Origin of the sequence: Pseudomethylobacillus aquaticus (genome assembly GCF_003730115.1) — a bacterium.
Classification (GTDB): Bacteria; Pseudomonadota; Gammaproteobacteria; order Burkholderiales; family Methylophilaceae; genus Pseudomethylobacillus; species Pseudomethylobacillus aquaticus.
The window spans coordinates 260,420-281,314 of record NZ_RJVP01000001.1; the positions used below are offsets into that span (position 1 = coordinate 260,420).

Here is a 20,895-nt window from a genome sequence, read left to right on the forward strand (position 1 = left end):
CACTCCTTGCAGGGATGGTAGCCTTAAAGATCAGCCAGACTAAAGAGGGGATGGTGTCCCTCGAATGAACAACAGGGGCGACATTGTCATCACACAATATCGCCCCTGTTCTGTTTGCATCACGCTTTGCAGCGTTTAGCGTCGCTTAGAAGAAGCCGAGCGCATTCGGGCTGTAGCTCACCAGCAGGTTCTTGGTTTGCTGGTAGTGATCCAGCATCATCTTGTGGTTCTCGCGGCCGATACCGGACTGCTTGTAACCACCGAACGCCGCGTGAGCGGGGTACAGATGGTAGCAATTGGTCCACACACGACCCGCCTGGATACCGCGACCCATGCGGAAGGCACGTGCACCGTCACGCGACCACACGCCAGCGCCCAGGCCGTACATGGTGTCGTTGGCGATAGCCAGTGCTTCGGCTTCGTCCTTGAAGGTGGTCACGGACAGCACCGGTCCGAAGATCTCTTCCTGGAAGATGCGCATCTTGTTGTGGCCCTTGAACACGGTGGGCTCGATGTAGTAACCCTTTTCCAGGCCGTTCAGCGTGGACTGAACACCGCCGGTCAGCAGCTCGGCGCCCTCTTCCTTGCCCAGGTTGATGTAGGACATGATGATCTCGACCTGCTCGCTGGAAGCCTGCGCACCTATCATGGTGGAACCGTCCAGCGGATTGCCCTGCTTGATGGCCTTCACACGTGCCAGTGCACGCTCCATGAACTTCTCGTAGATGGATTCCTGGATCAGTGCACGGCTAGGACAGGTACACACTTCGCCCTGGTTCAGCGCAAACAGTGCGAAGCCTTCCAGACACTTGTCGAAGTAGGCATCGTCAGCATCCATGATGTCTTCAAAGAAGATGTTGGGGGACTTGCCGCCCAGTTCAAGCGTGGATGGAATGAGGTTCTGCGAAGCGTACTGCATGATCAGGCGACCGACCGAGGTAGAGCCGGTAAACGCAATCTTGTTGATGCGTGAGCTGGTCGCCAGTGGCTTGCCAGCCTCCACACCGTGGCCGTTGACCACGTTGAGCACACCGGGTGGCAGCAGATGACCGATCAGCTCCAGCACGATCAGGATAGAGGCGGGGGTCTGCTCGGCCGGCTTCATCACCACGACGTTGCCCGCCGCCAGTGCAGGGGCCAGTTTCCAGGCCGCCATCAGGATAGGGAAGTTCCAGGGGATGATCTGCCCCACCACACCCAGCGGCTCGTGGAAGTGATAGGCCATGGTTTCGTGGTCGATCTCGCTGATACTGCCCTCTTGTGCACGGATGGCACCGGCAAAATAACGGAAGTGATCGATGGCCAGCGGGATGTCCGCATTCATGGTTTCGCGGATCGGCTTGCCGTTATCGATGGTTTCAGCGATGGCGATGGTCTCCAGATTCGCTTCCATGATGTCAGCGATCTTGAGCAGGATATTGGAACGGGTGGTAGTGGAGGTCTTGCCCCAGGCTTCACGGGCAGCATGGGCGGCATCGAGTGCCAGGTTGATGTCTTTCTCGTTGGAGCGGGCGATCTGACAGAACACTTCGCCATCGACAGGACTGATGTTGTCGAAATACTGACCATCGACCGGGGCCACCCATTTTCCGTTGATGTAGTTGTCGTATTTGGCCTTGTACGGCATCTTAGGGCTTAATTTTTTAAGGCTTTCCAGTCCCATTCTCATCTCCTAGTTGAATTCATTTTTTAATTGGTTCGCCACGGTCAGAAATTCAAGTCTTATATAAGACCGATATGAACAATAGGATATATCCACGGCAACAAATAATCAAATACATTGTGCAAAAAATAATTTCCGCTGCACCCACAATGACTTGGCACAACCTTGATCAGGGTTGCGCTCGCACGAAGCGGCTGATCTCCTCCAGTAGCGTGCTGTCGCCGCGCAATGGCTTGGCCAGACGCGCCACCATGTCGATATGGCCATAGTCCGCATATTCCACCAGCTGTACTGCATTGCCTTGCGCTTTCAACTTGGCCGCCATGCGGATGCTGTTGCGCGGCCACACCGTGCCATCCTTCATCCCCACCATCAACAGCATAGGCGGATGCGATTCGCCTACGAAGTTGATCGGCTGCGAACGCCATTGTTCCTCGGCTGCACCAAAAATGGTGTTCAGACGCTGGGTTTTAAGCGGTAGAAAATCATAAGGGCCCGCCAGTCCGATCGTGCCGCGTATCTGCTGGGTACGCATGTCCACCATGGCCAGGTAATCCGGGTTCACGCTCAGCATCACGGCGATGTGGGCACCGGCAGAATGCCCGGCCAGGAATAAACGCGCCGGGTCGCCGCCAAACTGCTGGATCCCGGTGCTGACCCATTTGGCCGCGAGCGCAGGGTCCTGCATAAAGGCCGGGAACAGCACATCGGGATAAACCCGGTAATCCGGGATGACCACGATAAACCCCTGCGAACTCAGCGCCTCACCGACAAATTTGTAATCTGCGCGCTCACCGGATTCCCAGCTGCCACCGTAATAGAACACCACCACGGGTGCAGGCGTTGCGGGGTCACGCTGTTTAGGGACATAGATATCCAGTTGCTGGCGCGGCAATGTGCCATAAGCCACCGTGCTGAGCTGATATGCACTGTCTGGAATGAGTGCGTTGAGTGTTTTGACTGGCGAGCAGCCTACGCCGGACGTGACGGCGATGGCCATCACCCCCAGCATGCGCTGTAAGGATTTTTTTACCGTCATGGGGCTACACTGCTGGAGTAAAGTATGCGCAGTTTAGCACTGACATGTTTTGGCTAGCACTGCGAAACAGGGTGAATCGCATAAATATATTGCGCGCTACTTTTTATCGGGAGCGCGTTATGAAGTGTGCTCTCCAGGTGGTTGGGAGTAGTGGCCTGCAATAGTGGATTGATTGTGTAGGACGCACCCACTCGCGGTGCGCCGAAAATTGATAAGGCGGACTGCCAAAGGCGAGTCCGCCTTATTTATTGTGCTAGATGACCAGCGGCTGCCTTTGCTGCAGCTTCACGTCTTCCAGTTTCACATCCACCGTGCCGATCTCGATGCCCAGCAATTTCAGCAAGGGATCGAGTAGCGTGGTCGCGATGGCCACCAGCAACGGGCGCACCAATGTGTTGACCACACCACCTACCAGGCCGAGCAGATCCAGCCCCAGCACAGAAACCGTGATGGCATTCTGCTGACCCAAGGCATTCGCCAGTCCACTACCCAGCTGCGAGTTACTCGACTGCAGCTGCGGCAGGTTGGCACGTATCGGATTATCCACCTCGAATGTCATGCTGGTGGCCGTGCCATTGGCGATGGGCAGATTGAGTGAAACCGTGGCCAGGCCGAGCAGCACACTGGCAGGCCCACTACCCGCATTATTGGTGAGGGTGAGCGCCGCCAGTCCAGGTTCTGCGTCGATTATCACTTCGGTACTGCTACCACCATTGGTACGGTTGATCGCTTGCAGGCTGGCACTCCCCTGCGCTACTTCCAGATTGAGTTTCAAGTCCAGCACGCCGACCACGAAAGCACCTGCTTCGGCACGTACCTGAGCGGTGCTGACCGTTGTACAAGCCAACCCTGTCAACCCGGCAGGCGGGCCTACCACTACTTTGGAAGGCTCGATGACACGCACCAGCGCATTGACGCCCACGATAGAGCCAATGTTGATGCCCAGCGGCACTGTGATGGCATTTTGACCATTGGCCACGAACACGGTTGTAGTGATCAGGGACAGCAGATTGATGCTGGCGTCGACCACCGCGTTGGGATCCGGGTGCGTGATGCTAAGCACATCGCCCACATTCAAATTAAGGTCCCGGTTCACTGCAGACACCAGGGCCTGCACATCCTCCGAAGCCAGCAGCGCCGCCTCACCAGATTGCGCTGCGGCGTAAGAGATCAGGTTAAGGAATTCACCTACGCTGGTATTCAGAGCCAACAAGTCTTTCACATTGCCTATGCTGCCATCGGCACGCACCAGGTCCAGCAGCTTGATATTGGTATCCGCGAGGCCGCGATACGAGACCAGATCCAGATTGACATTGCCCCCCAGCACGCTAGTGAACAAGCCATTCAGCAGCGCTGACTGCTGGGTATCCAGCCGCAGGGTGCTGGTACCTACACTGAAGGTAGCCACTGGCGTATTAGCCAGTGACACGGCCACCGTCTGCAAGGTGATACGACGATTGAACAAGCCACCGGCTACGATACTGGCTGGCACGTCTTGTGTGAGGATCACTTGTACGGCCTGCGTACTGCCTCCGGGCGTGAAGGCACGTACCCCGCCGCTGGTCGAGCCCAGCAGCACACTGTTGGGGCTGGACGAGACACTACCACCGAAACCGTTGGCCGCTGCCGCCTGCTGAGCTGCTGCGATCACCTCGTCCATGCTACTGGCACAACCGATCTGGCGTGCCGCTTCTATGGCCGCGATGTCGGTTGCCGACTGCAGTTGGCGTTGCTGCATCCACAAGCGGCCGCTATCGAGCGCCAGCACGGCGAACAACACCAGCAGCGTCAACATGAGCACGCCCATGATGGCGGCAGCACCGGATTGACGCTGCCTGGATGTCTTGTTAGTTGGCCGCATTGTCAACAACGCCAGGCAGTCGGTACTGGGCCGGGATGGGGTGCGTGAAGCTCTTGAGGTAGCGTTCATTGATTCTCTCCATCACGGGGCCAGACAACTGCTGCGGTTTGTTGGAGGCGGCTTTGCCGCTGGTTTGCAGATCCAGCCATGCACGCGTTTGTACCTGCTCGTCCTTGGCATAGAAATCGTCGGCTTGAGCAAGCGTCATCAAAGTGAGGCTGGCGGCCATCATCAGGGCCAATCGGGTCATCGTTTTCATCATTCAATACTCCATTGCAAGGTGGTGGAAAGGATGCCAGTGCAGACCGTACCGCCCTGACATTCCGTGTTCTGATATTGCACGGTCTTTTCCGGCAGACTGGCGATGCGGGTCGGTGCTACAGCCTGTGCTGGATTGTTTGCTGGCATCTGCGCTGCCGCGGTTTTCTGGGTGGCAGGCATCAAGCGGCTCAGTTGCTCGGCATCCACGCCGTAGATCTCGGAAAAACGCCTGGCTTTTTCATAATGGCCCTGCTCTATCATCAGGCTGAGCAGATTGTTGACGGCCAGGCTGTTGTTTCTATCCAGCTCGATGGCGGTCAGGTATTCCTGCAGCGCGCGCTGCTTGTTACCACTTTTCATCAAGGCATAACCAAAATCACCACGGATCACGCTGTCGATGGGCGCCAGACTGGCCGCTCTGCTCAGGTATTTGGCAGACTCGGCATGCTGATTCTGCTGACTCAGCACCAGACCGATCCCCTGATAGGCATACGCCGCTACGCAACTCCCCAGCAGTTGCTGATAGAGCGCAGTGGCTTGTACCAGGCTGCCCACCTGGCGCAAGCTGTTGGCACGCAGCAGATCAGCACGCGGCGACTTGATGGCCGCGGCGTCCAGGAACGCGATGGCGGCATAGGATTTACGGTCCTGCAGCACCTGGGCGATCATATCCAGCTTGCTGTTGTCCTCAGGCTTTAATACTTCACACGCCTGGATACGGCCAGCGGGTTCCGGAAGCGTACTGGCCACTTCTGCGCTGGCCTCGGTGGCTGCCTTGGTAGGGACGACCGGGCCGCCCAGCGGCGCTGCCTGCAAGGTGTTGCTGAGCAGCAGTGCGCTGAAACCGGCTAACGTTTTAGTGAACTTCATTGCCATCTCCTTAGATTGTGCCTAGTGCCTTGACCAGTGACATGAAGCCTGGGCCAGCGATCAGCAGCAACAGCGCCGGGAACATGAAGATCACCATGACCATGGTCATCTTCGCCGACAGCTTGCTGACATACTCGCGCAGGTCACTCATCTGGCGTTCTTGCATCATGGTCGTGTAGTTGGCCAGCGAATCACGTACATTGCCGCCATACTGGGTGACCTGGCGCAACATGGCGACGGTATCGCTCAATTCATCCAGGGCGATGGCCTCTGCCATCTTGGACAATGCCTCGCCTCTGTCCTGACCTGCCATGATGCGTGCAATCACCTTTTGCAATTCCTGTGCCATGTTGGGCACGAGGTCTGTCCCCTCTTCTGCACACACCCGCAAGGCATGCTCCAACGACAAGCCGGAGTCGAACAGCATGCGCAGCATATGCAGCAGCGGCACCAGTTCACTACGGATCGCCTTCAATCTGGTTCTGGCGCGAACCACCAGCAGCCGCTTCAAACCCAGATAAGCTGCGGCAAAGCCGAGCAAAGGGTAGGAGGACTGGGTCAGCAGCGAACTGCCGGTGGGCACCAGAAGCAGCCAGGCCAACAAGGCCATGACCGGTGGCAGCAACAATAAAGCGCTGCGAAAAATAAAACGGATACGTTCGCTGCCCCAACCGGCCTGCATCAACAAGTGACCAATTTCGTCATCTTTGGACGAAGCTGATACCTCCAGCTTGTTGAGCATCCAGTCCAGGCTCATGGGCCAGCGGGATGGATTGAGATGAAAACTGTCGTCCACGTTGCGGCGGAACACGTCTTCGAAGCGTTGCGACACCTGACGCGATTTGTGGGCTGCACGGTCCAGCACCAGCAAGGCCAGCGCGCACAGTACGCAGATGGAAACACCCCAGAGCAATGGATTCATGATGCGGTCCTATACACTTTTCAACATACGCCAGAACACAAAGATGCCCGTCAGCTGTAACCCCAGCGCAGACCAGAACACATAGATACCCGTCGGGTCTTTCAGCATGCCGTCCAGGTAAGCCGGATTCATCAGGTGGATATAGCCCACGATGGAGATCGGGATCAGCGACAACACCCAGGCCGACACCTTGGTCTGGCCGGTCATGCTGGCCAGTTCGCGTGCAGCCTGTTCACGCTGACGTATCATCAGCATGATGCTTTTCAGCAGGTCCTTGGCCGAGGTGCCGTACATATTGCTGATGCGGATGGCCAGCGCCACCAGACCCAGTTCATGCTGGGCATGCAGCTTGGCAGCGTCCTGCAGGGATTCGGTGAAGCTGGCACCCAGATCAGTAGCACGGATCACCGGCAGCAGTACGTCCCGCAAAGGGATAGGCGTCTCGTCCACTACGGCGCGGATCGCGCCTTCCACGCTGCGGCCAGTGCCCAGGCTGCGCAGCACCTGGTCGATGAAGGCCGGTATCTGCGCCAGCATCTGCTGGCGACGGCGTTGCAAACGCACATAAGGGATCACGAAACCGAGCACGAACACGCCAGCTAGCAAGGCCAGCAGCGCCATCGGCCCGTCCAGCAACAGCTGGGTGACCGCCACCAGCAAGGTCAGCAACAGCAAGGCCAGCAATTTATGCTGGGCGCCGGGTTCGAAACCCAGGTAGATGGATACCTTCAGATGCATCTCTTCGGCGAAGCTGCGCTGCGCCACACTGCCATCCGCCATGGTCACGTCTTTAGGCAGGGCCAGCGTGAACTGGTCCATCATCTTCTGGCGCAAGCGCTGCTTTTCGCTGATATGCAGGAACATGAATGCCGCGATCAGCATCATGGCGGCAACGCCCAGGAATAGCATGAAGATCATGATATCGCCCTCACCATGCCATGCAGCTTGGCCTTGCTGGGGGTGACCGGGTAGCTGATGAAGCGGTCGGCCTCGGCGTCGTAGCCGTACAGCTCGTTGATCACGAAACGGTCATCGCGCAGGCCGACGATCTCGGCGATGGAAGTGATCTTGCGTTTACCGTTGGGCAGGCGCGAAATCTGGATCACCACTTCGATCGCTGCCGCGATCATCTTGCGCAGCGTGACTTCTGCGCCCTGAAACCCCGCCAGGCCGGCCAGCATCTCGATACGCAGCAGAGCGTCGGTGGGGCTGTTGGCGTGCACGGTACTCATGCAACCATCGTGGCCGGTGTTCATGGCCTGCAGCATGTCCATCACTTCCTTGCTGCGCACCTCACCCAGGATGATGCGGTCAGGGCGCATACGCAGCGCATTACGCACCAGCTCGTGGGCGGTGATCTCGCCCTGCCCTTCGGTGTTGGCCGGACGGGTTTCCAGACGCACCACATGGTCATGGTCCAGCTTGAGTTCTGCGGCATCCTCGATAGTGACGATGCGCTCGTCTTCAGGAATGGCGCGGCTCAGCATGTTGAGCAAGGTGGTCTTGCCAGCACCCGTGCCGCCACTGATGATGACATTGACACGGCGGCGCGAGGCTTCTTCCAGGAAATCACGGATATTGCGGTCCATGCTGCCGAACGAGATCAGGTCGTCCGAGGTGATCGGGTCCTTGCGGAACTTCCGGATCGACATGCAAGGGCCGTTGAGTGCCAGCGGCGGGATGATGGCATTGAGGCGGCTGCCATCCGGCAGGCGCGCATCCACGGTCGGACTGGCTTCGTCGATACGACGACCCAGCGGTGCCAGGATGCGACGGATCACGCGCAGCACATGCTCATCGTCGATGAAGCGCAGCTGGCTGCGCTCCAGTTTGCCAAAGCGCTCGACGTAGATGTGGCGCGCACCATTGACCAGGATATCGTTGATGTTGTCATCGCGGATCAGGCTTTCCAGCGGGCCATAGCCGGCCAGCTCGTCTATCATCTCCTCGGCCAGCATCTCCAGGTCATAGGCACTGACCACCAGGCCCTTGGTGACCACATAGTCGCGCACCTTGCCGTTGACGTAGGCCGCGATCTGCAAGCGCGACATGTCGAACAGCTCTATCCTGTCCTGTTCGATCTCGGTGATGAGATGGTTGTGCAGGATGAACTTGATGTCCTGATAATGATCGGCCGATTTAAGCTCGTAACCGAAATTCGATAATTGCAGTGCCATGGGAATGTCCTCGCCTGTGCCAGTCGAAATTAACGGTAACGTGCAATCATTTGCGTCAGGCGTTCCAGCCCGCTGCTCTTGCGAGCTGGCTGGCGGCCACTCAGCACAGCCGTCAATTCACGCAAGCTGGTCAGATAGGGGTCGTTGGGGGCCGTGACGAACATGCTTTCGCCGGAATTGGTCGCCGTGAGGCGGGCCATGCCTGAAGGCGGCATGGTGGCCAGCAGTGGCAGGTCGAACGATTGCGAGATGCTGTCGCAGTCCGGCAGCAGGCTGGGCAGGTAACGGTCCACCACCAGGCCGGCGTTCTGCAGCTGTACCTTGTTTTCGCGCAACTGCTTGAGCAGTTCAAAGTTCTTCTTGCAGCTGGGCAGGCTCTGCTCGGCCAGCATGATGGTGTTGTCCACATTGGCCAGCACCACGGAAAGGAAATCCAGGCGGGTCACCGCACCGACGTTGATGACGATCTGCGAGAAATAACGACGCATGGTGCGCAGCATCATGTAGATATCCGCAGAGGTGAACTGCACGTCCTGCCCGCCCTCTTCCGGCATGGCCAACACCGCCAGACCGGATTTGTGCTTGCTGAAGCCGGTCTGGATCAGCGTGGCGTCCAGGCGACGCAGATTGCGCAACGCGTCCAGGAAGCTGTATTTGGTGGAAAGCCCCATGTACAGCGTGCATTCGGAATGCGGGATACCCAGATCGATCAGCAAGGTCGGCTCCTGCTGCTGCATGGCGATGGCCAGATGCGCAGCCAGGAAAGGCGCGTCGTTGTTGGGACGAGCACTGATGATGGCGGTGATCTTGCCAGCCACTTCGTCTTTCGGAGTGGCAGAGACGCCATCCCGGTTGAATTGGCGGCCCAATACGGCCAGCAGCTCGCTGGAGCGCATGCCCATCTTGATGAAGTCACGCACACCGGCCCGCATGATCGCCAGCAACAGGTTCTCGTCGGCTGCCTTGGCGATGGCCAGGACCGGCAAGGAGGGGCGGTTGGCGACCAGGCTTTCGATCAGCGACAACTCCACACGCAGGTCCTTGGGCGACAGATCGGTGACCGTGCTGCCGGTGCGTGTGTCCTGCGACTGCAGGTGGATCAGCACCGCATGCGCACTCGCGGCATCGACAAGTTGTGTGATACGTTCAATATCGTTCGTATCTACCTGAATAATATTGGCTGTGTCGGCACACACTTCATTCAGCCAATCCTGGCAAGGCTGATTGCTGCTGACCAGTACATAGTTTTTCTTGACGTTCATGGCTTACCTCGACATTCCGCTGGTGGTGGCTTCAGGGATGCCGCTTCCGGAGAAGAAGAAATCGCTGAAGGATGGTTTGTAATCGTGATAGGCCTTGCCTGGCAGATCTGGCAACTTGGCATCGGCCGCGATAGGACGGATCAGGCGTGGGGTCACCACCATCAGCAGCTCCTTGTCTTCACGGTCGAAGCGCTTGGAGGTGAAGAAGGCGCCGATGACCGGGATACTGCCCAGGCCCGGGAACTTGTCCAGATTGTTGATGGTGTTACGGCTGACCATGCCGCTGATGACGAAGCTTTCGCCATTGCCCAGCGATACGCTGGTATCGGTACGGCGTACACGCAGGCCGGGTACCGAGACACCGCCGGTTTGTACCGCATTGGCAAAGTCCAGCTCACTCACCTCTGGGGATACCTTGAGGTAGATGCGCTCGTTATCGAGCACGGTAGGTGTCAGCATCAGACGTACGCCGTATTCTTTGTACTGGATGGTGATGGCGCTATCGCTGCCTGCACCGCGACGGATAGGCACCGGGAATTCACCACCGGCCAGGAAGGTCGCCGTCTGGCCGGAGATGGCAGACAAGGAAGGTTCGGCCAGCGTGTAAGCAAACCCGTTCGATTCCAGGATACTCAAGGTGCCCAGCAAGCCGGAGCCGAAGTTACCCAGTGCCACGTTAAAGGCGTTCAGTACCGGCAGAAAGCCGGAAGCGCTCTGGAACGAGAAGCCGTCTGCCGTGGAGCTCACGCTGTTCAGGTTGCCAGGGGCAGACACGGCCAGTGTGCGGTTACCGGAGTTACGACCTGCGAACAGACCGAAGCGCATCACGTTCTTGCGGCTGACTTCCACCACTTTGATGTCGATCTGCACATGGCTGTCAAAATCGGCTTTACTGGCGTTCAGCGTCGCGGCCGGGTCCTGCTTGAGCGCTTGCAGTGCCAGCGCATGGCTGTCCAGGGAACTCGCAGAACCGGTCAGGGCAACCGATTTGCCTGCGGCTGCCACATCCAGCAGCGGATCCACCGTGGTGGTTTCCAGCGCTTCTTTCTCCAGGTTCACCGGGCGTTGCACATTCAGTTGCAGGATATGGCTGGGCTGGGCCGATTTGCTGTCATCCCATAGTTTGACTTCGGTGCTACCCAGGCCCTTGCCGGTGATCATCAGACTGCCGGGCGAGGTGATGGTGACGCTGGCCACTGCCGGGTCGGACACCGCCACGCGGCGCAGTGACTTGCCGTGCTGGTAGATCTGTTGCTGGCCGACATCGATATCCAGTTTTTCATTGGCACTGGCATCGAAGGCCATCAGGGTGGCTGCGGTCAACAATGTGACCAGCAGCGCGGTCCGCATCCAGCTGCCCGGATGCAAGGTTTGGACGTTGGTGTTATGGGTGTTCATCTTAGTTTTCCTTGAAACTGATGGTTTCGGTTTTGTCGCCGCTGTGCAGGATCACCTGGGTGCTTTTTTGCACAGGCTTTCTTGCCGGGCTGGAGGCCAGCTTGCTGGGGCCAGGTGCTGCCACCACGGCTTTCTTGCCGTCCGCAGCGGCCAGTTCAGCCAGGCTGATCTGACGACTATCCACGGTCGCTTCCAGCGGTGTTGGCGGCTCGGCACCGCGCAGTGCCAGGCGCAGCGAACCGGTATTGGCAGCCAGCATCAGGCGTGTCATGTCGAATTCCTTGACGGCCAGCACGGCGGAGCGACTGGCGGCACCGGACTTCTCATTGGAGCGCTCGCTGGATTTGGGCTTGCCTGCGCTGAGCGCATCGTCCTGTCCCAGCAAGCTGTTCTGTTCGGTATTTTCAGTGGTTTCTGACTGGGCTGTGGCTTGCAGATCCGGGCCATAACTCAACACCCGTACGTCCTGCAGCACCACTTGCGCATTGGTTTGCTTGACCGCCTTGTCGGTCTTGTTCTCTGCTTCCAGGAACAGCAGCACATCCACATGGTCACCGGGCTTGATATGGCCACCCACGCCGACCACCTCGTCCACCTTGATGGCAATGCCACGCTCACCCGGCTTGAGCATCTCTGCAGCAGGACCCAGGTCCGGCAGCTGACTGGTCAGCACCGGCGACCCTGCTTCGATCTGGGCGATGGTCATCTTGCCTATCAGTTGCGACTTGCTGGAAAACGTCATCAGGTTCTTTTGCTCCACCATGCGCACCGACAGATCGGTTTCCTTGAGCACTTCACCGGCAGGGATGGTCTGCTCGACCACCACCTGCGGATAGGTCATGGGCGGTGCTTTGACGATGACAGGCTCGGCTGGACGTTCGCTGAGACGCAGGCCGAACCAGCCGGCAGCAACCGCACCGATGACCAGCAGCAGTGCGACGATTCTTAGAAAATTGACAGTCATGTTGAGATTCTCGCTATCAGATAAAAATGTGAACTAGAACAACCGTAGAACGGCGGTTCCACGAAGTTGGCTAGGCAAAGGCAGCATGGGGCGACCATTCGGCAGATTGAAACTTGGGAGGATGGGCTGGCCGCTGTAGTCTGCATATTCCACGCGCACGGTCAGCACATTGGCGGTCACATCCACTTGCACACGGGAGTTACCAGCGCCTAATACTTTTTGTTTGATGCCGTCAGGCAGCCACACCAGGCTGTTGCCCACGGTGGTACGCACTTGCGGAATGACGCCAGCACTGATGTATTCACTGTCGCTGGGGAATGCCAAAGGATCGACAGCGATCGCTGCCCGGGCACCCTCTTCAGAAGCATGAGCGAACGAGGCTTGTAGCAGGAACATCAGGGAATAATTGATGATGGCGTAGAACAAGGTGAAGATCAGCAGGAAGATGATGGCGAATTCGATCGCCACTGCGCCACGCTGACTCTTGGCTAGCCCTGCCCGCCTGTTACTTTGATTATCTGCTTTGCGCATGATCAACTTCCCAGCCACTTTCCGCTCAAAATAAGCAGTACCAACAACACACATATCAAGCCGGCAATGATGGCGAACTGAAGTGCACTGACGGGGGTTCTGTTGATACTGCGCCGCACTGCACTTTGTTTGATACGTTGCCACATCCGACCTGCCCTTTAACTCATTACGAGTGGACATAGGCAAGCTCTGTGCCAATGGGGAATTTCGATGCTGAGTGTGGCTGAAAAGCCTGATCTGGCGCGGTTTCAAGCCGCAAACGCCGACGAATGCAGTGGTCTGCGTAGATGGCCGTAATCATCCGGCTCGCTGACGCGACTGGTCAGCGCAGGACCAGCGGTGTCAGCTGGTCATCGATATGACAAAAACTGTCACTTGATGCACAAAGCGGTCAGCCCTGATTCCACTTTGGCCCGCTTGAGCCTGCCTGGTGAGATGGGGGGGATGGTGCTGGCAGTCTCATCTGCGCGATGAGTTAAGCCATAAGTGAAAACAGGTGTCATCGCAAACAGCTGTGGCACGTTAGCTGCATCTATTGCTTGATGCCATGTGTGGTATGTGCGAACTGCCTACGCCAGCCAACTGTCATGAGGGTTTCATGACATCGCCACATGCCAGCGGCAAGCTGTGCGCAGTTTTTTGATTGAATGATGTGAATCATTTCCACAGAAACGAATCACAGACAGCACTGAATATCCTTCAGTGTGACATTTGAATTCCCAAAAGGAGTGTTTTGATGCAAGCCATGCTACATCCGGTCGATAACAGCAGATTGACCGACCTGCGTTCCCAACTGATTGCCGAACAACATGCGGCCACTGCGCTGATCGAACTGGCGCTGATGAAAGAATCCAAGTTGAAGGAATCAAACGACCAGGCCGAACGTCAGCGGCTGGTCAGCAGCATCACCGCTTTTTGCGATTGCGTCTGAGTCAGCGCTCTGAGCCAGCGCTAAACCGCAACAACTGGCAGAGCCAGTCATTTCATGCGCTGACGGCAAGTTGCCATCAAACCAGCCAGCGCCGGTTTGACAGCATGCGAGCCTTAGCGTGATTTAATTAGTTTGATTTAATTAACGTGATTTAAGCTGTTCCGTCAGATGGGGTGCCAGCAACTGGATCATCTGCGCGAACACCCTGGGGTTGGCGGCCACGATGTTGCCGGTCTCCAGCCAGCCTTCGTTACCTTCAAAGTCACCCACCATGCCACCGGCCTCCTGGATCAGCAGACCACCTGCTGCCACGTCCCATTTGGACAGGCCGATCTCCCAGAAACCGTCATACCAACCGGCAGCCACATAGGCCAGATCAAGCGCCGCAGCACCAGGGCGACGCAGGCCAGCGGTTTTTTTGACCATGTCCTTGAACATGCCCAGATACGCCTCCAGATGCGTGAAGTCACGGAATGGCAGACCGGTGCCGATCAGCGAATCCTGTAGCTTGGCGCGATTGCTGACGCGGATACGTCGGTCGTTGAGGAAGGCGCCACGGCCCTTGGTGGCCGTGAACAGATCGTTACGGTTCGGATCGTAGACCACGGCCTGGGTCAGCTGACCCTGTTGTTGCAGCGCGATGGAGATACAGTATTGCGGCAGGCCATGCAGGAAATTGGTGGTGCCATCCAGTGGATCGATGATCCAGACGTTGTCGGCATGCACATTGGTGTCGCCACTCTCCTCACCGATGAAACCATGATCAGGATAGGCATCCTTGAGGGTCTCGATAATGGCGGCTTCGGCCGCATGATCGACCTCGGTGACGAAGTCGTTATAGGTCTTGCTGCGGATCTGCAGCGCGCCGATGTCCTGGGAAGCGCGGTTGATGATGGTGCCTGCGCGGCGGGCTGCCTTGACGGCGTTGGTCAGTATGGGATGCATGTGGGGTTCCGCTATTGCCCGGCCGATTCGGCGGGCGCGATTGAAAGAACTGCTAAAATGCTATTTTAATGGCTAACGTCCCGACCTCCAAATATCATGTCACTTGAAGCTCAGCCGCTAGTTCGGCCGCTAGACCAGTTGCGTATTGTACTGTGTCAAACCAGCCACCCCGGCAATATCGGCGCTGCCGCGCGCGCCATGAAAACCATGGGCATTCACCAGCTCTACCTGGTGAAACCGGAAGCCTTTCCGCACGAGCATGCCACCGCCATGGCCACCGGCGCTGCGGATCTGCTGCAGACCGCCATCGTGTGCGACAGCCTGGAACAAGCCTTGAATGGCTGCGCGCTGGCCATCGGCCTGAGTGCACGCAAGCGCCAGTTATCGCACGAATTGTTGCCTGCTCGCGAGGCTGCACAACGTGCCTGCTCGATTGCGGCCCAAGGTCAACAAGTGGCACTGGTGTTCGGTACCGAGATGAGCGGCCTGTCCAACGACGAACTGGACCATTGTCAGCTGCTGGCCATGATCCCGACCAACCCGGCGTTCTCCTCACTGAATCTGGCCGCCGCCGTACAGGTGCTGTGCTATGAGCTGCGCATGAGTGCCGGGCTGTCCACCGTGACGCCAGCTGTTGCCAATCCGCTGGCGACCAGCGATGAGCTGGAAGGCTTTTACACACACCTGGAGCAAACCCTGATCAAGATCGGATTCTTCGACCCGAACGATCCCAAGAAACTCAGGCAGCGCATCCGCCGCATCTATGCGCGCGCGCAGCTGGAAAAAGAAGAAGTGAATATCCTGCGCGGCATATTGAAGCTCACGCAGAACCCCAGGCCACCGGAGGGCCTCTAAGCCTTATGTTTAAACTGATCAGCGAAGATATTTCGATTGTATTCGAGCGTGACCCTGCCGCGCGCACGCGCTGGGAGATCATCACCACCTACCCCGGCGTGCATGCCCTGCTCATGCACCGCCTGTCGCACTGGCTGTGGCGCCAGCGCCTGTACTGGCTGGCACGCTTCAGTTCACACTTCGCGCGCTGGGTGACCGGCATCGAGATCCATCCAGGCGCCAGCATAGGCCGTCGCGTGTTCATCGACCACGGCATGGGAGTGGTGATTGGCGAAACCGCCATCATCCATGACGACTGCACGCTGTACCACGGCGTCACGCTGGGCGGCACCTCCTGGAACAAAGGCAAGCGCCACCCCACGCTGGAACAAGGCGTGGTGATAGGCGCAGGCGCCAAAGTACTTGGCCCCATCACCATAGGCGCAGGCGCCAAGATCGGCTCCAACGCGGTGGTGGTCAAGGATGTACCGGCAGGCGCCACTGCAGTCGGCATTCCGGCACGCATCCTGGAAGATCAGGACAAGCATAAACAACGTGATGACATGGCCGAGAAGATCGGCTTCTCCGCCTATGCGGTCAGCGACAATATGAACGACCCGATGACCAAGGCCATCCACGCCCTGCTCGACCACGCCGCCAGACAGGACGAGAAGCTGCAGGCCATGACCGAACAACTGGCCAAACTGGGCGCTGACGTGGCCACGGATGTCGAAGTCGGCAAGGCTTTCGATGTGAACTACCTCAACAAAATAGTTGACTAAAGTGTTAGGGTATTTTAGAATCCAGTTCTTATTTTAGGCACTGAAACCCGCGCCAGATCTGCAGTTCCAAGCAATGGTCGAAGCTGGTTCTACCGCCTGAACACTTTAGGAAAACGAATGCGTTTAACCACCAAAGGCCGCTTTGCCGTAACGGCCATGCTCGACTTGGCCCTGCACGACGCTGACAAGCCCGTGACCCTGGCTGGTGTGAGCGAGCGCCAGAGCATTTCGCTTTCCTATCTGGAACAATTATTCAGCCGTCTGCGTCGTGGTGGTCTGGTCAAAAGCGTGCGCGGCCCGGGTGGTGGTTACCGCCTGGCCAAACTTCCCCACGAGATCACCGTGTCGCAGATCATCGCTGCTGTCGATGAACTCATCGACGCCACGCAGTGCGGTGGCGAACAGAACTGCCATGACCACAAGCGCTGCATGACCCATGAACTGTGGGCCAGCCTCAATCACAAGATCCTCGAATACCTTTCCGGCGTGTCGCTGGCCGACCTGGTCGCCACGCAGCGCGAAGGCAGGAAGATCACCATGACGGCCCGCGCCTGCGCGCCCGGCAGCAAAGCCGCTGCTCAGGCACATGACGCCACAAGCAATGTAGCCGCCACCATCGATGCGCACATCGCCGCTGCCTGAGTCCATGAGCGCCACCAACCACTATTTCGATCACAACGGCACAACGCCACTGGATGCGCGGGTGCTGGAAGCGATGCTGCCGTTCCTGAGCCAGCAACACGGTAATGCCACCAGTCGCCACGCCTATGGACGCGGTGCTCGTCATGCCATCGACCAGGCCAGAGCGCAGGTCGCGCAGGCTGCCGGTGCGCATCCGTCGCAAGTGATCTTTACCGCCGGTGGCACCGAGGCCAACAATCTGGCCATCACCGGCATCAGCCAGGCAGCAGGCATTGGCCATATCGCCATCAGCAGCATCGAGCACCCCTGTGTAACCCGCCCTGCCGAAGCGATGCAGGCACGTGGCTGGGCATTGAGCCGGGTGCCTGTGGATGCGGATGGCAACATCACGGCAGCGGCGGTGCAGTCGGTACTCAACGCTGCGCAAAACCAGCATAGCTTGCTACTGTCCGTGATGCTGGCCAACAACGAGACTGGCGTGATCCAGGATATCGCCGCCATCGCGGAGACCGCACGTAGCCACGGTGTGGCGGTGCATACGGATGCCGTGCAGGCACTGGGCAAGATCAAGGTGGATTTCGCCGCACTGAACGTGCATGCCATGACCTTGTCTTCACACAAGGTCAACGGTCCGCAAGGCGCAGGCGCCCTGATCGTGGATAAACGCATCGATATCCAGCCGGTACTGCTGGGTGGCGGTCAGGAAAAAGGCTTGCGCAGCGGCACCGAGAACCTCGCCGCCATCGTCGGCTTCGGCGCTGCCTGCGAACTGGTCAGTGCCGAATTGTTGCAACGCACCGCGCGCTTGCGCCAGATGCGCGAGCAGCTGGAAACCGGGCTCGCCAGCCTGGGTGCACAGTTGTTCGGCGCCGCTGCCGAACGCCTGCCTAATACCAGCTTCTTTGCCGTACCAGAGATCGACGGCGAAACGCTGGTGATGGCGCTGGACCGCAAAGGCTTTGCGGTGGCCAGTGGCTCCGCCTGTTCCAGCGACAGCGGCGAACCCAGCCATGTGCTGCTGGCCATGGGTGTACAGCCTGACCTGGCGCGTGGCGCCGTGCGCGTCAGCCTGGGCGTGAACAACACCACAGAACACATCACCGCGTTCCTGCACACCTTGCAGAGCGAAGTGAACCGACTTAAAAGACTAACTGCGATTGCAGTCTGAGGAAAAGCAATGAGCGTACATACCCCGATCTACCTGGACTACTCTGCGACTACGCCTATCGACCAACGTGTGGCCGAGAAGATGATTCCGTTCCTGACCGAACACTTCGGCAACCCGGCTTCGCGCAGCCACAGCTTCGGCTGGACCGCAGAAAAAGCCGTGGAGAACGCACGTGACGAAGTGGCCAAGCTGGTCAATGCCGACCCGCGCGAGATCGTCTGGACCTCCGGCGCCACCGAATCCAATAACCTCGCCATCAAGGGCGCGGCCAATTTCTACAGCGGCAAGGGCAAGCACATCATCACCGTGCAAACCGAGCACAAGGCGGTCATCGACGCGGTGCGCGAGCTGGAACGTGTCGGCTTCGAAGCCACTTATTTGCAACCGGAAGCAGACGGCCTGGTCGATCTGGAAAAGTTCAAGGCCGCCATCCGTCCAGACACCGTACTGGCCTCGGTAATGATGGTGAATAACGAGATCGGCGTCATCCAGGACATCGAAGCGATCGGCAAGCTCTGCCGTGAGCATGGCGTGATCTTCCACGTGGATGCGGCACAAGCCACCGGCAAGGTCGCCATCGACCTGGAAAAGCTGCCAGTCGACCTGATGAGTTTCTCCGCACACAAGACATACGGCCCCAAAGGCGTGGGCGCACTGTATGTACGCCGCAAGCCGCGTATCCGTATCGAGGCACAGATGCACGGTGGCGGCCATGAACGTGGCATGCGCTCCGGCACCCTGCCCGTGCACCAGATCGTCGGCATGGGCGAAGCGTTCCGTATCGCACGTGAAGAGATGGAGCTTGAGAACGCACGGATCCGCCGCCTGCGTGACCGCCTGCTGAACGGCCTGCTGGAGATCGAGGAAGTCTATGTCAATGGCGACCTCAAGCAACGCGTGCCGCACAACCTCAACATCAGCTTCAACTATGTCGAAGGCGAATCGCTGATCATGGCGGTCAAGGACATTGCCGTATCCTCCGGTTCGGCCTGCACCTCGGCCAGCCTGGAACCCTCCTATGTGCTGCGCGCACTGGGCCGCTCCGACGAACTGGCGCACAGCTCGATCCGCTTCTCCATCGGCCGCTTCACCACCGAAGAAGATGTGGACTACACCATAGACCTGATGAAGAGCAAGATCGGCAAGCTGCGCGAACTGTCGCCGCTGTGGGAAATGTATCAGGACGGCATAGACTTGAATTCCGTCCAATGGGCAGCACACTAATTAAAATGCCGTGAAAAATGAAAAGTGAAAAGTGAAAGGCGAAACCCATGCGGTTTACATTTCACGTTTCACATTTCACATTTCACTGCGACTGAATAAGGAGCATCAAAATGGCATATTCCGACAAAGTACTGGATCACTACGAGAACCCACGTAACGTGGGCTCCCTGGACAAGAACGACCCGCACGTGGGGACCGGCATGGTGGGCGCACCGGCTTGCGGCGACGTGATGAAGTTGCAGATCAAGGTCAACGACGCTGGCATCATCGAAGATGCCAAGTTCAAGACCTATGGCTGCGGCTCGGCGATCGCATCCAGTTCGCTGGTGACCGAATGGCTGAAGGGCAAGTCTCTGGATCAGGCCGCCGAGATCAAGAATTCCGCCATCGCGGAAGAGCTGGCGCTGCCGCCGGTCAAGATCCACTGCTCCGTGCTGGCAGAAGATGCCATCAAGGCAGCCGTTGCTGACCTCAAGTCCAAACAACCTAGCTCGACTCAAGCCAGCAATCAAGCCACCAAGGAAGCTGTATAAGCAATGGCCATCACGCTGACTGAAACTGCTGCCAGCCGCGTACGCAAGTTCCTCGACAACCGGGGCAAAGGCATAGGCCTGCGCCTGGGCGTCAAGACCACCGGTTGTTCGGGCATGGCCTACACGCTGGAGTTCGTGGACGAACTGCATGAAGAAGACCTCGCATTCGAAAGCCATGGCGTGAAGGTCATCATCGACCCCAAGAGCCTGGTCTATATCGACGGCACCGAGCTGGACTTCACCAAGGAAGGCCTCAACGAAGGCTTCAAGTTCAACAATCCGAACGTGAAGGGTGAATGTGGTTGCGGTGAAAGTTTCACCGTCTAGCACGGTGTACCCTGCCCGCGTCGCCTATGTCACCACGTCCTGCCCAGAACCACTTTGCGCTGTTTGACCTGCCTGCGCGCTTCGCCATCGATCTGGATGCGCTGAACCAGCGCTACCGACTGATCCAGGCAGAAGTGCACCCGGATCGCCATGCCTCCAGCCCGCCTGCCGAGCGCCTGCGCTCCATGCAACTGGCCACGCAGGCCAACACCGCCTACCAGACGCTGAAACAGCCGACAGCACGTGCGCGTTACCTGCTGCAGCTGCATGACATCGATACCGAAGAAGAGCGCAACACCGCCATGCCGGCGGATTTTCTGATGCAGCAGATGGAATGGCGTGAAGCCATAGAAGAGGCTGATGCAGATGCGGATATAGCAGCGCTGGACAGCCTGCTAAACGAGATCAAAGCCACCGGCAAGCAATGGCAGCAAGACTTGCAGCATGCCCTGGATGTAGCGCAGGACTGGCCGGCCGCTGCTGCCATCGTGCGCAAACTGAGTTTTACCGACAAGCTGCAGGACGAGATCCTGCACGCCATCTCCAGACACGAAGACTGAA

At 58.2% G+C, this 20,895-nt stretch carries 22 protein-coding genes; 9 read left to right on the forward strand and 13 right to left on the reverse strand.

What is annotated here, in order from left to right:
• Window positions 1–145: 145 nt before the first annotated feature.
• The 12 genes from adh to ED236_RS01290 form a co-directional block, all read right to left on the reverse strand.
• Window positions 146–1,663, reverse strand: coding sequence for an aldehyde dehydrogenase (adh, locus tag ED236_RS01235; protein ID WP_123236123.1), 1,518 nt, complete (start codon window positions 1,661–1,663; stop codon window positions 146–148).
• A 169-nt stretch (window positions 1,664–1,832) separates the two neighbouring features.
• Window positions 1,833–2,702, reverse strand: a complete 870-nt coding sequence (locus ED236_RS01240; protein ID WP_123236124.1) for an alpha/beta hydrolase — start codon at window positions 2,700–2,702, stop codon at window positions 1,833–1,835.
• A gap of 253 nt (window positions 2,703–2,955) precedes the next feature.
• A complete protein-coding gene (locus ED236_RS01245; protein WP_123236125.1) occupies window positions 2,956–4,563 on the reverse strand; it encodes a TadG family pilus assembly protein in 1,608 nt (535 codons plus the stop codon).
• Window positions 4,550–4,825, reverse strand: a complete 276-nt coding sequence (locus ED236_RS01250; protein WP_123236126.1) for a DUF3613 domain-containing protein — start codon at window positions 4,823–4,825, stop codon at window positions 4,550–4,552. The genes ED236_RS01245 and ED236_RS01250 overlap by 14 nt, the downstream gene beginning before the upstream one ends.
• On the reverse strand, window positions 4,822–5,694 hold the full coding sequence (locus tag ED236_RS01255; protein WP_162299562.1) for a tetratricopeptide repeat protein: 873 nt from the start codon (window positions 5,692–5,694) through the stop codon (window positions 4,822–4,824). The genes ED236_RS01250 and ED236_RS01255 overlap by 4 nt, the downstream gene beginning before the upstream one ends.
• A gap of 10 nt (window positions 5,695–5,704) precedes the next feature.
• A complete protein-coding gene (locus tag ED236_RS01260) occupies window positions 5,705–6,616 on the reverse strand; it encodes a type II secretion system F family protein (protein ID WP_123236128.1) in 912 nt (303 codons plus the stop codon).
• 9 nt (window positions 6,617–6,625) lie between these two features.
• On the reverse strand, window positions 6,626–7,534 hold the full coding sequence (locus ED236_RS01265; protein ID WP_123236129.1) for a type II secretion system F family protein: 909 nt from the start codon (window positions 7,532–7,534) through the stop codon (window positions 6,626–6,628).
• Complete coding sequence (locus ED236_RS01270) at window positions 7,531–8,793, reverse strand: TadA family conjugal transfer-associated ATPase (RefSeq protein ID WP_123236130.1); 1,263 nt, start codon at window positions 8,791–8,793, stop codon at window positions 7,531–7,533. The genes ED236_RS01265 and ED236_RS01270 overlap by 4 nt, the downstream gene beginning before the upstream one ends.
• Window positions 8,794–8,822: 29 nt before the next feature.
• Window positions 8,823–10,055, reverse strand: a complete 1,233-nt coding sequence (locus ED236_RS01275; RefSeq protein ID WP_123236131.1) for a CpaE/TadZ family protein — start codon at window positions 10,053–10,055, stop codon at window positions 8,823–8,825.
• Between the two features lie 3 nt (window positions 10,056–10,058).
• Entirely contained in the window at window positions 10,059–11,453 is a 1,395-nt protein-coding gene (locus ED236_RS01280; RefSeq protein ID WP_240031978.1) for a type II and III secretion system protein family protein, read from the reverse strand.
• A 1-nt stretch (window position 11,454) separates the two neighbouring features.
• Window positions 11,455–12,417, reverse strand: coding sequence for a Flp pilus assembly protein CpaB (gene cpaB / locus ED236_RS01285; RefSeq protein ID WP_123236132.1), 963 nt, complete (start codon window positions 12,415–12,417; stop codon window positions 11,455–11,457).
• A 33-nt stretch (window positions 12,418–12,450) separates the two neighbouring features.
• Window positions 12,451–12,948 (reverse strand): TadE/TadG family type IV pilus assembly protein, encoded by a 498-nt coding sequence (locus ED236_RS01290; protein ID WP_123236570.1) that lies wholly within the window; start codon window positions 12,946–12,948, stop codon window positions 12,451–12,453.
• A gap of 736 nt (window positions 12,949–13,684) precedes the next feature.
• On the opposite strand from ED236_RS01290, the gene ED236_RS01295 reads away from it, so the two are divergent.
• A complete protein-coding gene (locus ED236_RS01295; RefSeq protein WP_123236133.1) occupies window positions 13,685–13,879 on the forward strand; it encodes a hypothetical protein in 195 nt (64 codons plus the stop codon).
• Between the two features lie 141 nt (window positions 13,880–14,020).
• Here the strand turns inward: ED236_RS01295 and ED236_RS01300 are convergent, their stop codons facing one another.
• Window positions 14,021–14,824, reverse strand: coding sequence for an inositol monophosphatase family protein (locus ED236_RS01300; protein ID WP_123236134.1), 804 nt, complete (start codon window positions 14,822–14,824; stop codon window positions 14,021–14,023).
• A gap of 96 nt (window positions 14,825–14,920) precedes the next feature.
• On the opposite strand from ED236_RS01300, the gene ED236_RS01305 reads away from it, so the two are divergent.
• From ED236_RS01305 to hscB, 8 genes are all read left to right on the forward strand, one after another.
• Entirely contained in the window at window positions 14,921–15,679 is a 759-nt protein-coding gene (locus tag ED236_RS01305; RefSeq protein ID WP_123236135.1) for an RNA methyltransferase, read from the forward strand.
• A 5-nt stretch (window positions 15,680–15,684) separates the two neighbouring features.
• A complete protein-coding gene (cysE, locus tag ED236_RS01310; protein WP_123236136.1) occupies window positions 15,685–16,440 on the forward strand; it encodes a serine O-acetyltransferase in 756 nt (251 codons plus the stop codon).
• Between the two features lie 117 nt (window positions 16,441–16,557).
• Window positions 16,558–17,082 carry a Fe-S cluster assembly transcriptional regulator IscR gene (gene iscR, locus ED236_RS01315; RefSeq protein WP_123236137.1) on the forward strand — a complete coding sequence of 175 codons (525 nt, stop codon included), beginning with the start codon at window positions 16,558–16,560 and terminating at the stop codon, window positions 17,080–17,082.
• A 4-nt stretch (window positions 17,083–17,086) separates the two neighbouring features.
• The gene (locus ED236_RS01320) at window positions 17,087–18,250 is read left to right on the forward strand and encodes a cysteine desulfurase family protein (RefSeq protein ID WP_123236571.1); all 1,164 of its coding nucleotides are present in this window, start codon (window positions 17,087–17,089) and stop codon (window positions 18,248–18,250) included.
• 9 nt (window positions 18,251–18,259) lie between these two features.
• Window positions 18,260–19,474 carry an IscS subfamily cysteine desulfurase gene (locus ED236_RS01325; RefSeq protein WP_123236138.1) on the forward strand — a complete coding sequence of 405 codons (1,215 nt, stop codon included), beginning with the start codon at window positions 18,260–18,262 and terminating at the stop codon, window positions 19,472–19,474.
• A 110-nt stretch (window positions 19,475–19,584) separates the two neighbouring features.
• Window positions 19,585–20,007, forward strand: coding sequence for a Fe-S cluster assembly scaffold IscU (gene iscU / locus ED236_RS01330; protein ID WP_123236139.1), 423 nt, complete (start codon window positions 19,585–19,587; stop codon window positions 20,005–20,007).
• Between the two features lie 3 nt (window positions 20,008–20,010).
• Complete coding sequence (gene iscA / locus ED236_RS01335; RefSeq protein WP_123236140.1) at window positions 20,011–20,334, forward strand: iron-sulfur cluster assembly protein IscA; 324 nt, start codon at window positions 20,011–20,013, stop codon at window positions 20,332–20,334.
• Window positions 20,335–20,360: 26 nt separating this feature from the next.
• Window positions 20,361–20,894, forward strand: coding sequence for a Fe-S protein assembly co-chaperone HscB (gene hscB / locus ED236_RS01340; protein WP_123236141.1), 534 nt, complete (start codon window positions 20,361–20,363; stop codon window positions 20,892–20,894).
• Window position 20,895 lies beyond the last annotated feature (1 nt).

Excerpts from the sequence above, each read along its gene's own strand:
- cpaB (WP_123236132.1), bottom strand. The coding sequence starts at position 12,417 with ATGACTGTCAATTTTCTAAGAATCGTCGCACTGCTGCTGGTCATCGGT.
- ED236_RS01255 (WP_162299562.1), bottom strand. The coding sequence starts at position 5,694 with ATGAAGTTCACTAAAACGTTAGCCGGTTTCAGCGCACTGCTGCTCAGC.
- ED236_RS01305 (WP_123236135.1), top strand. The coding sequence starts at position 14,921 with ATGTCACTTGAAGCTCAGCCGCTAGTTCGGCCGCTAGACCAGTTGCGT.
- ED236_RS01270 (WP_123236130.1), bottom strand. The coding sequence starts at position 8,793 with ATGGCACTGCAATTATCGAATTTCGGTTACGAGCTTAAATCGGCCGAT.
- ED236_RS01295 (WP_123236133.1), top strand. The coding sequence starts at position 13,685 with ATGCAAGCCATGCTACATCCGGTCGATAACAGCAGATTGACCGACCTG.
- ED236_RS01290 (WP_123236570.1), bottom strand. The coding sequence starts at position 12,948 with ATGCGCAAAGCAGATAATCAAAGTAACAGGCGGGCAGGGCTAGCCAAG.
- iscR (WP_123236137.1), top strand. The coding sequence starts at position 16,558 with ATGCGTTTAACCACCAAAGGCCGCTTTGCCGTAACGGCCATGCTCGAC.
- ED236_RS01240 (WP_123236124.1), bottom strand. The coding sequence starts at position 2,702 with ATGACGGTAAAAAAATCCTTACAGCGCATGCTGGGGGTGATGGCCATC.
- hscB (WP_123236141.1), top strand. The coding sequence starts at position 20,361 with ATGTCACCACGTCCTGCCCAGAACCACTTTGCGCTGTTTGACCTGCCT.
- iscU (WP_123236139.1), top strand. The coding sequence starts at position 19,585 with ATGGCATATTCCGACAAAGTACTGGATCACTACGAGAACCCACGTAAC.
- ED236_RS01260 (WP_123236128.1), bottom strand. The coding sequence starts at position 6,616 with ATGAATCCATTGCTCTGGGGTGTTTCCATCTGCGTACTGTGCGCGCTG.
- ED236_RS01250 (WP_123236126.1), bottom strand. The coding sequence starts at position 4,825 with ATGATGAAAACGATGACCCGATTGGCCCTGATGATGGCCGCCAGCCTC.
- ED236_RS01300 (WP_123236134.1), bottom strand. The coding sequence starts at position 14,824 with ATGCATCCCATACTGACCAACGCCGTCAAGGCAGCCCGCCGCGCAGGC.
- ED236_RS01245 (WP_123236125.1), bottom strand. The coding sequence starts at position 4,563 with ATGCGGCCAACTAACAAGACATCCAGGCAGCGTCAATCCGGTGCTGCC.
- ED236_RS01280 (WP_240031978.1), bottom strand. The coding sequence starts at position 11,453 with ATGAACACCCATAACACCAACGTCCAAACCTTGCATCCGGGCAGCTGG.
- adh (WP_123236123.1), bottom strand. The coding sequence starts at position 1,663 with ATGGGACTGGAAAGCCTTAAAAAATTAAGCCCTAAGATGCCGTACAAG.
- ED236_RS01325 (WP_123236138.1), top strand. The coding sequence starts at position 18,260 with ATGAGCGTACATACCCCGATCTACCTGGACTACTCTGCGACTACGCCT.
- ED236_RS01320 (WP_123236571.1), top strand. The coding sequence starts at position 17,087 with ATGAGCGCCACCAACCACTATTTCGATCACAACGGCACAACGCCACTG.
- ED236_RS01265 (WP_123236129.1), bottom strand. The coding sequence starts at position 7,534 with ATGATCTTCATGCTATTCCTGGGCGTTGCCGCCATGATGCTGATCGCG.
- iscA (WP_123236140.1), top strand. The coding sequence starts at position 20,011 with ATGGCCATCACGCTGACTGAAACTGCTGCCAGCCGCGTACGCAAGTTC.
- ED236_RS01275 (WP_123236131.1), bottom strand. The coding sequence starts at position 10,055 with ATGAACGTCAAGAAAAACTATGTACTGGTCAGCAGCAATCAGCCTTGC.
- cysE (WP_123236136.1), top strand. The coding sequence starts at position 15,685 with ATGTTTAAACTGATCAGCGAAGATATTTCGATTGTATTCGAGCGTGAC.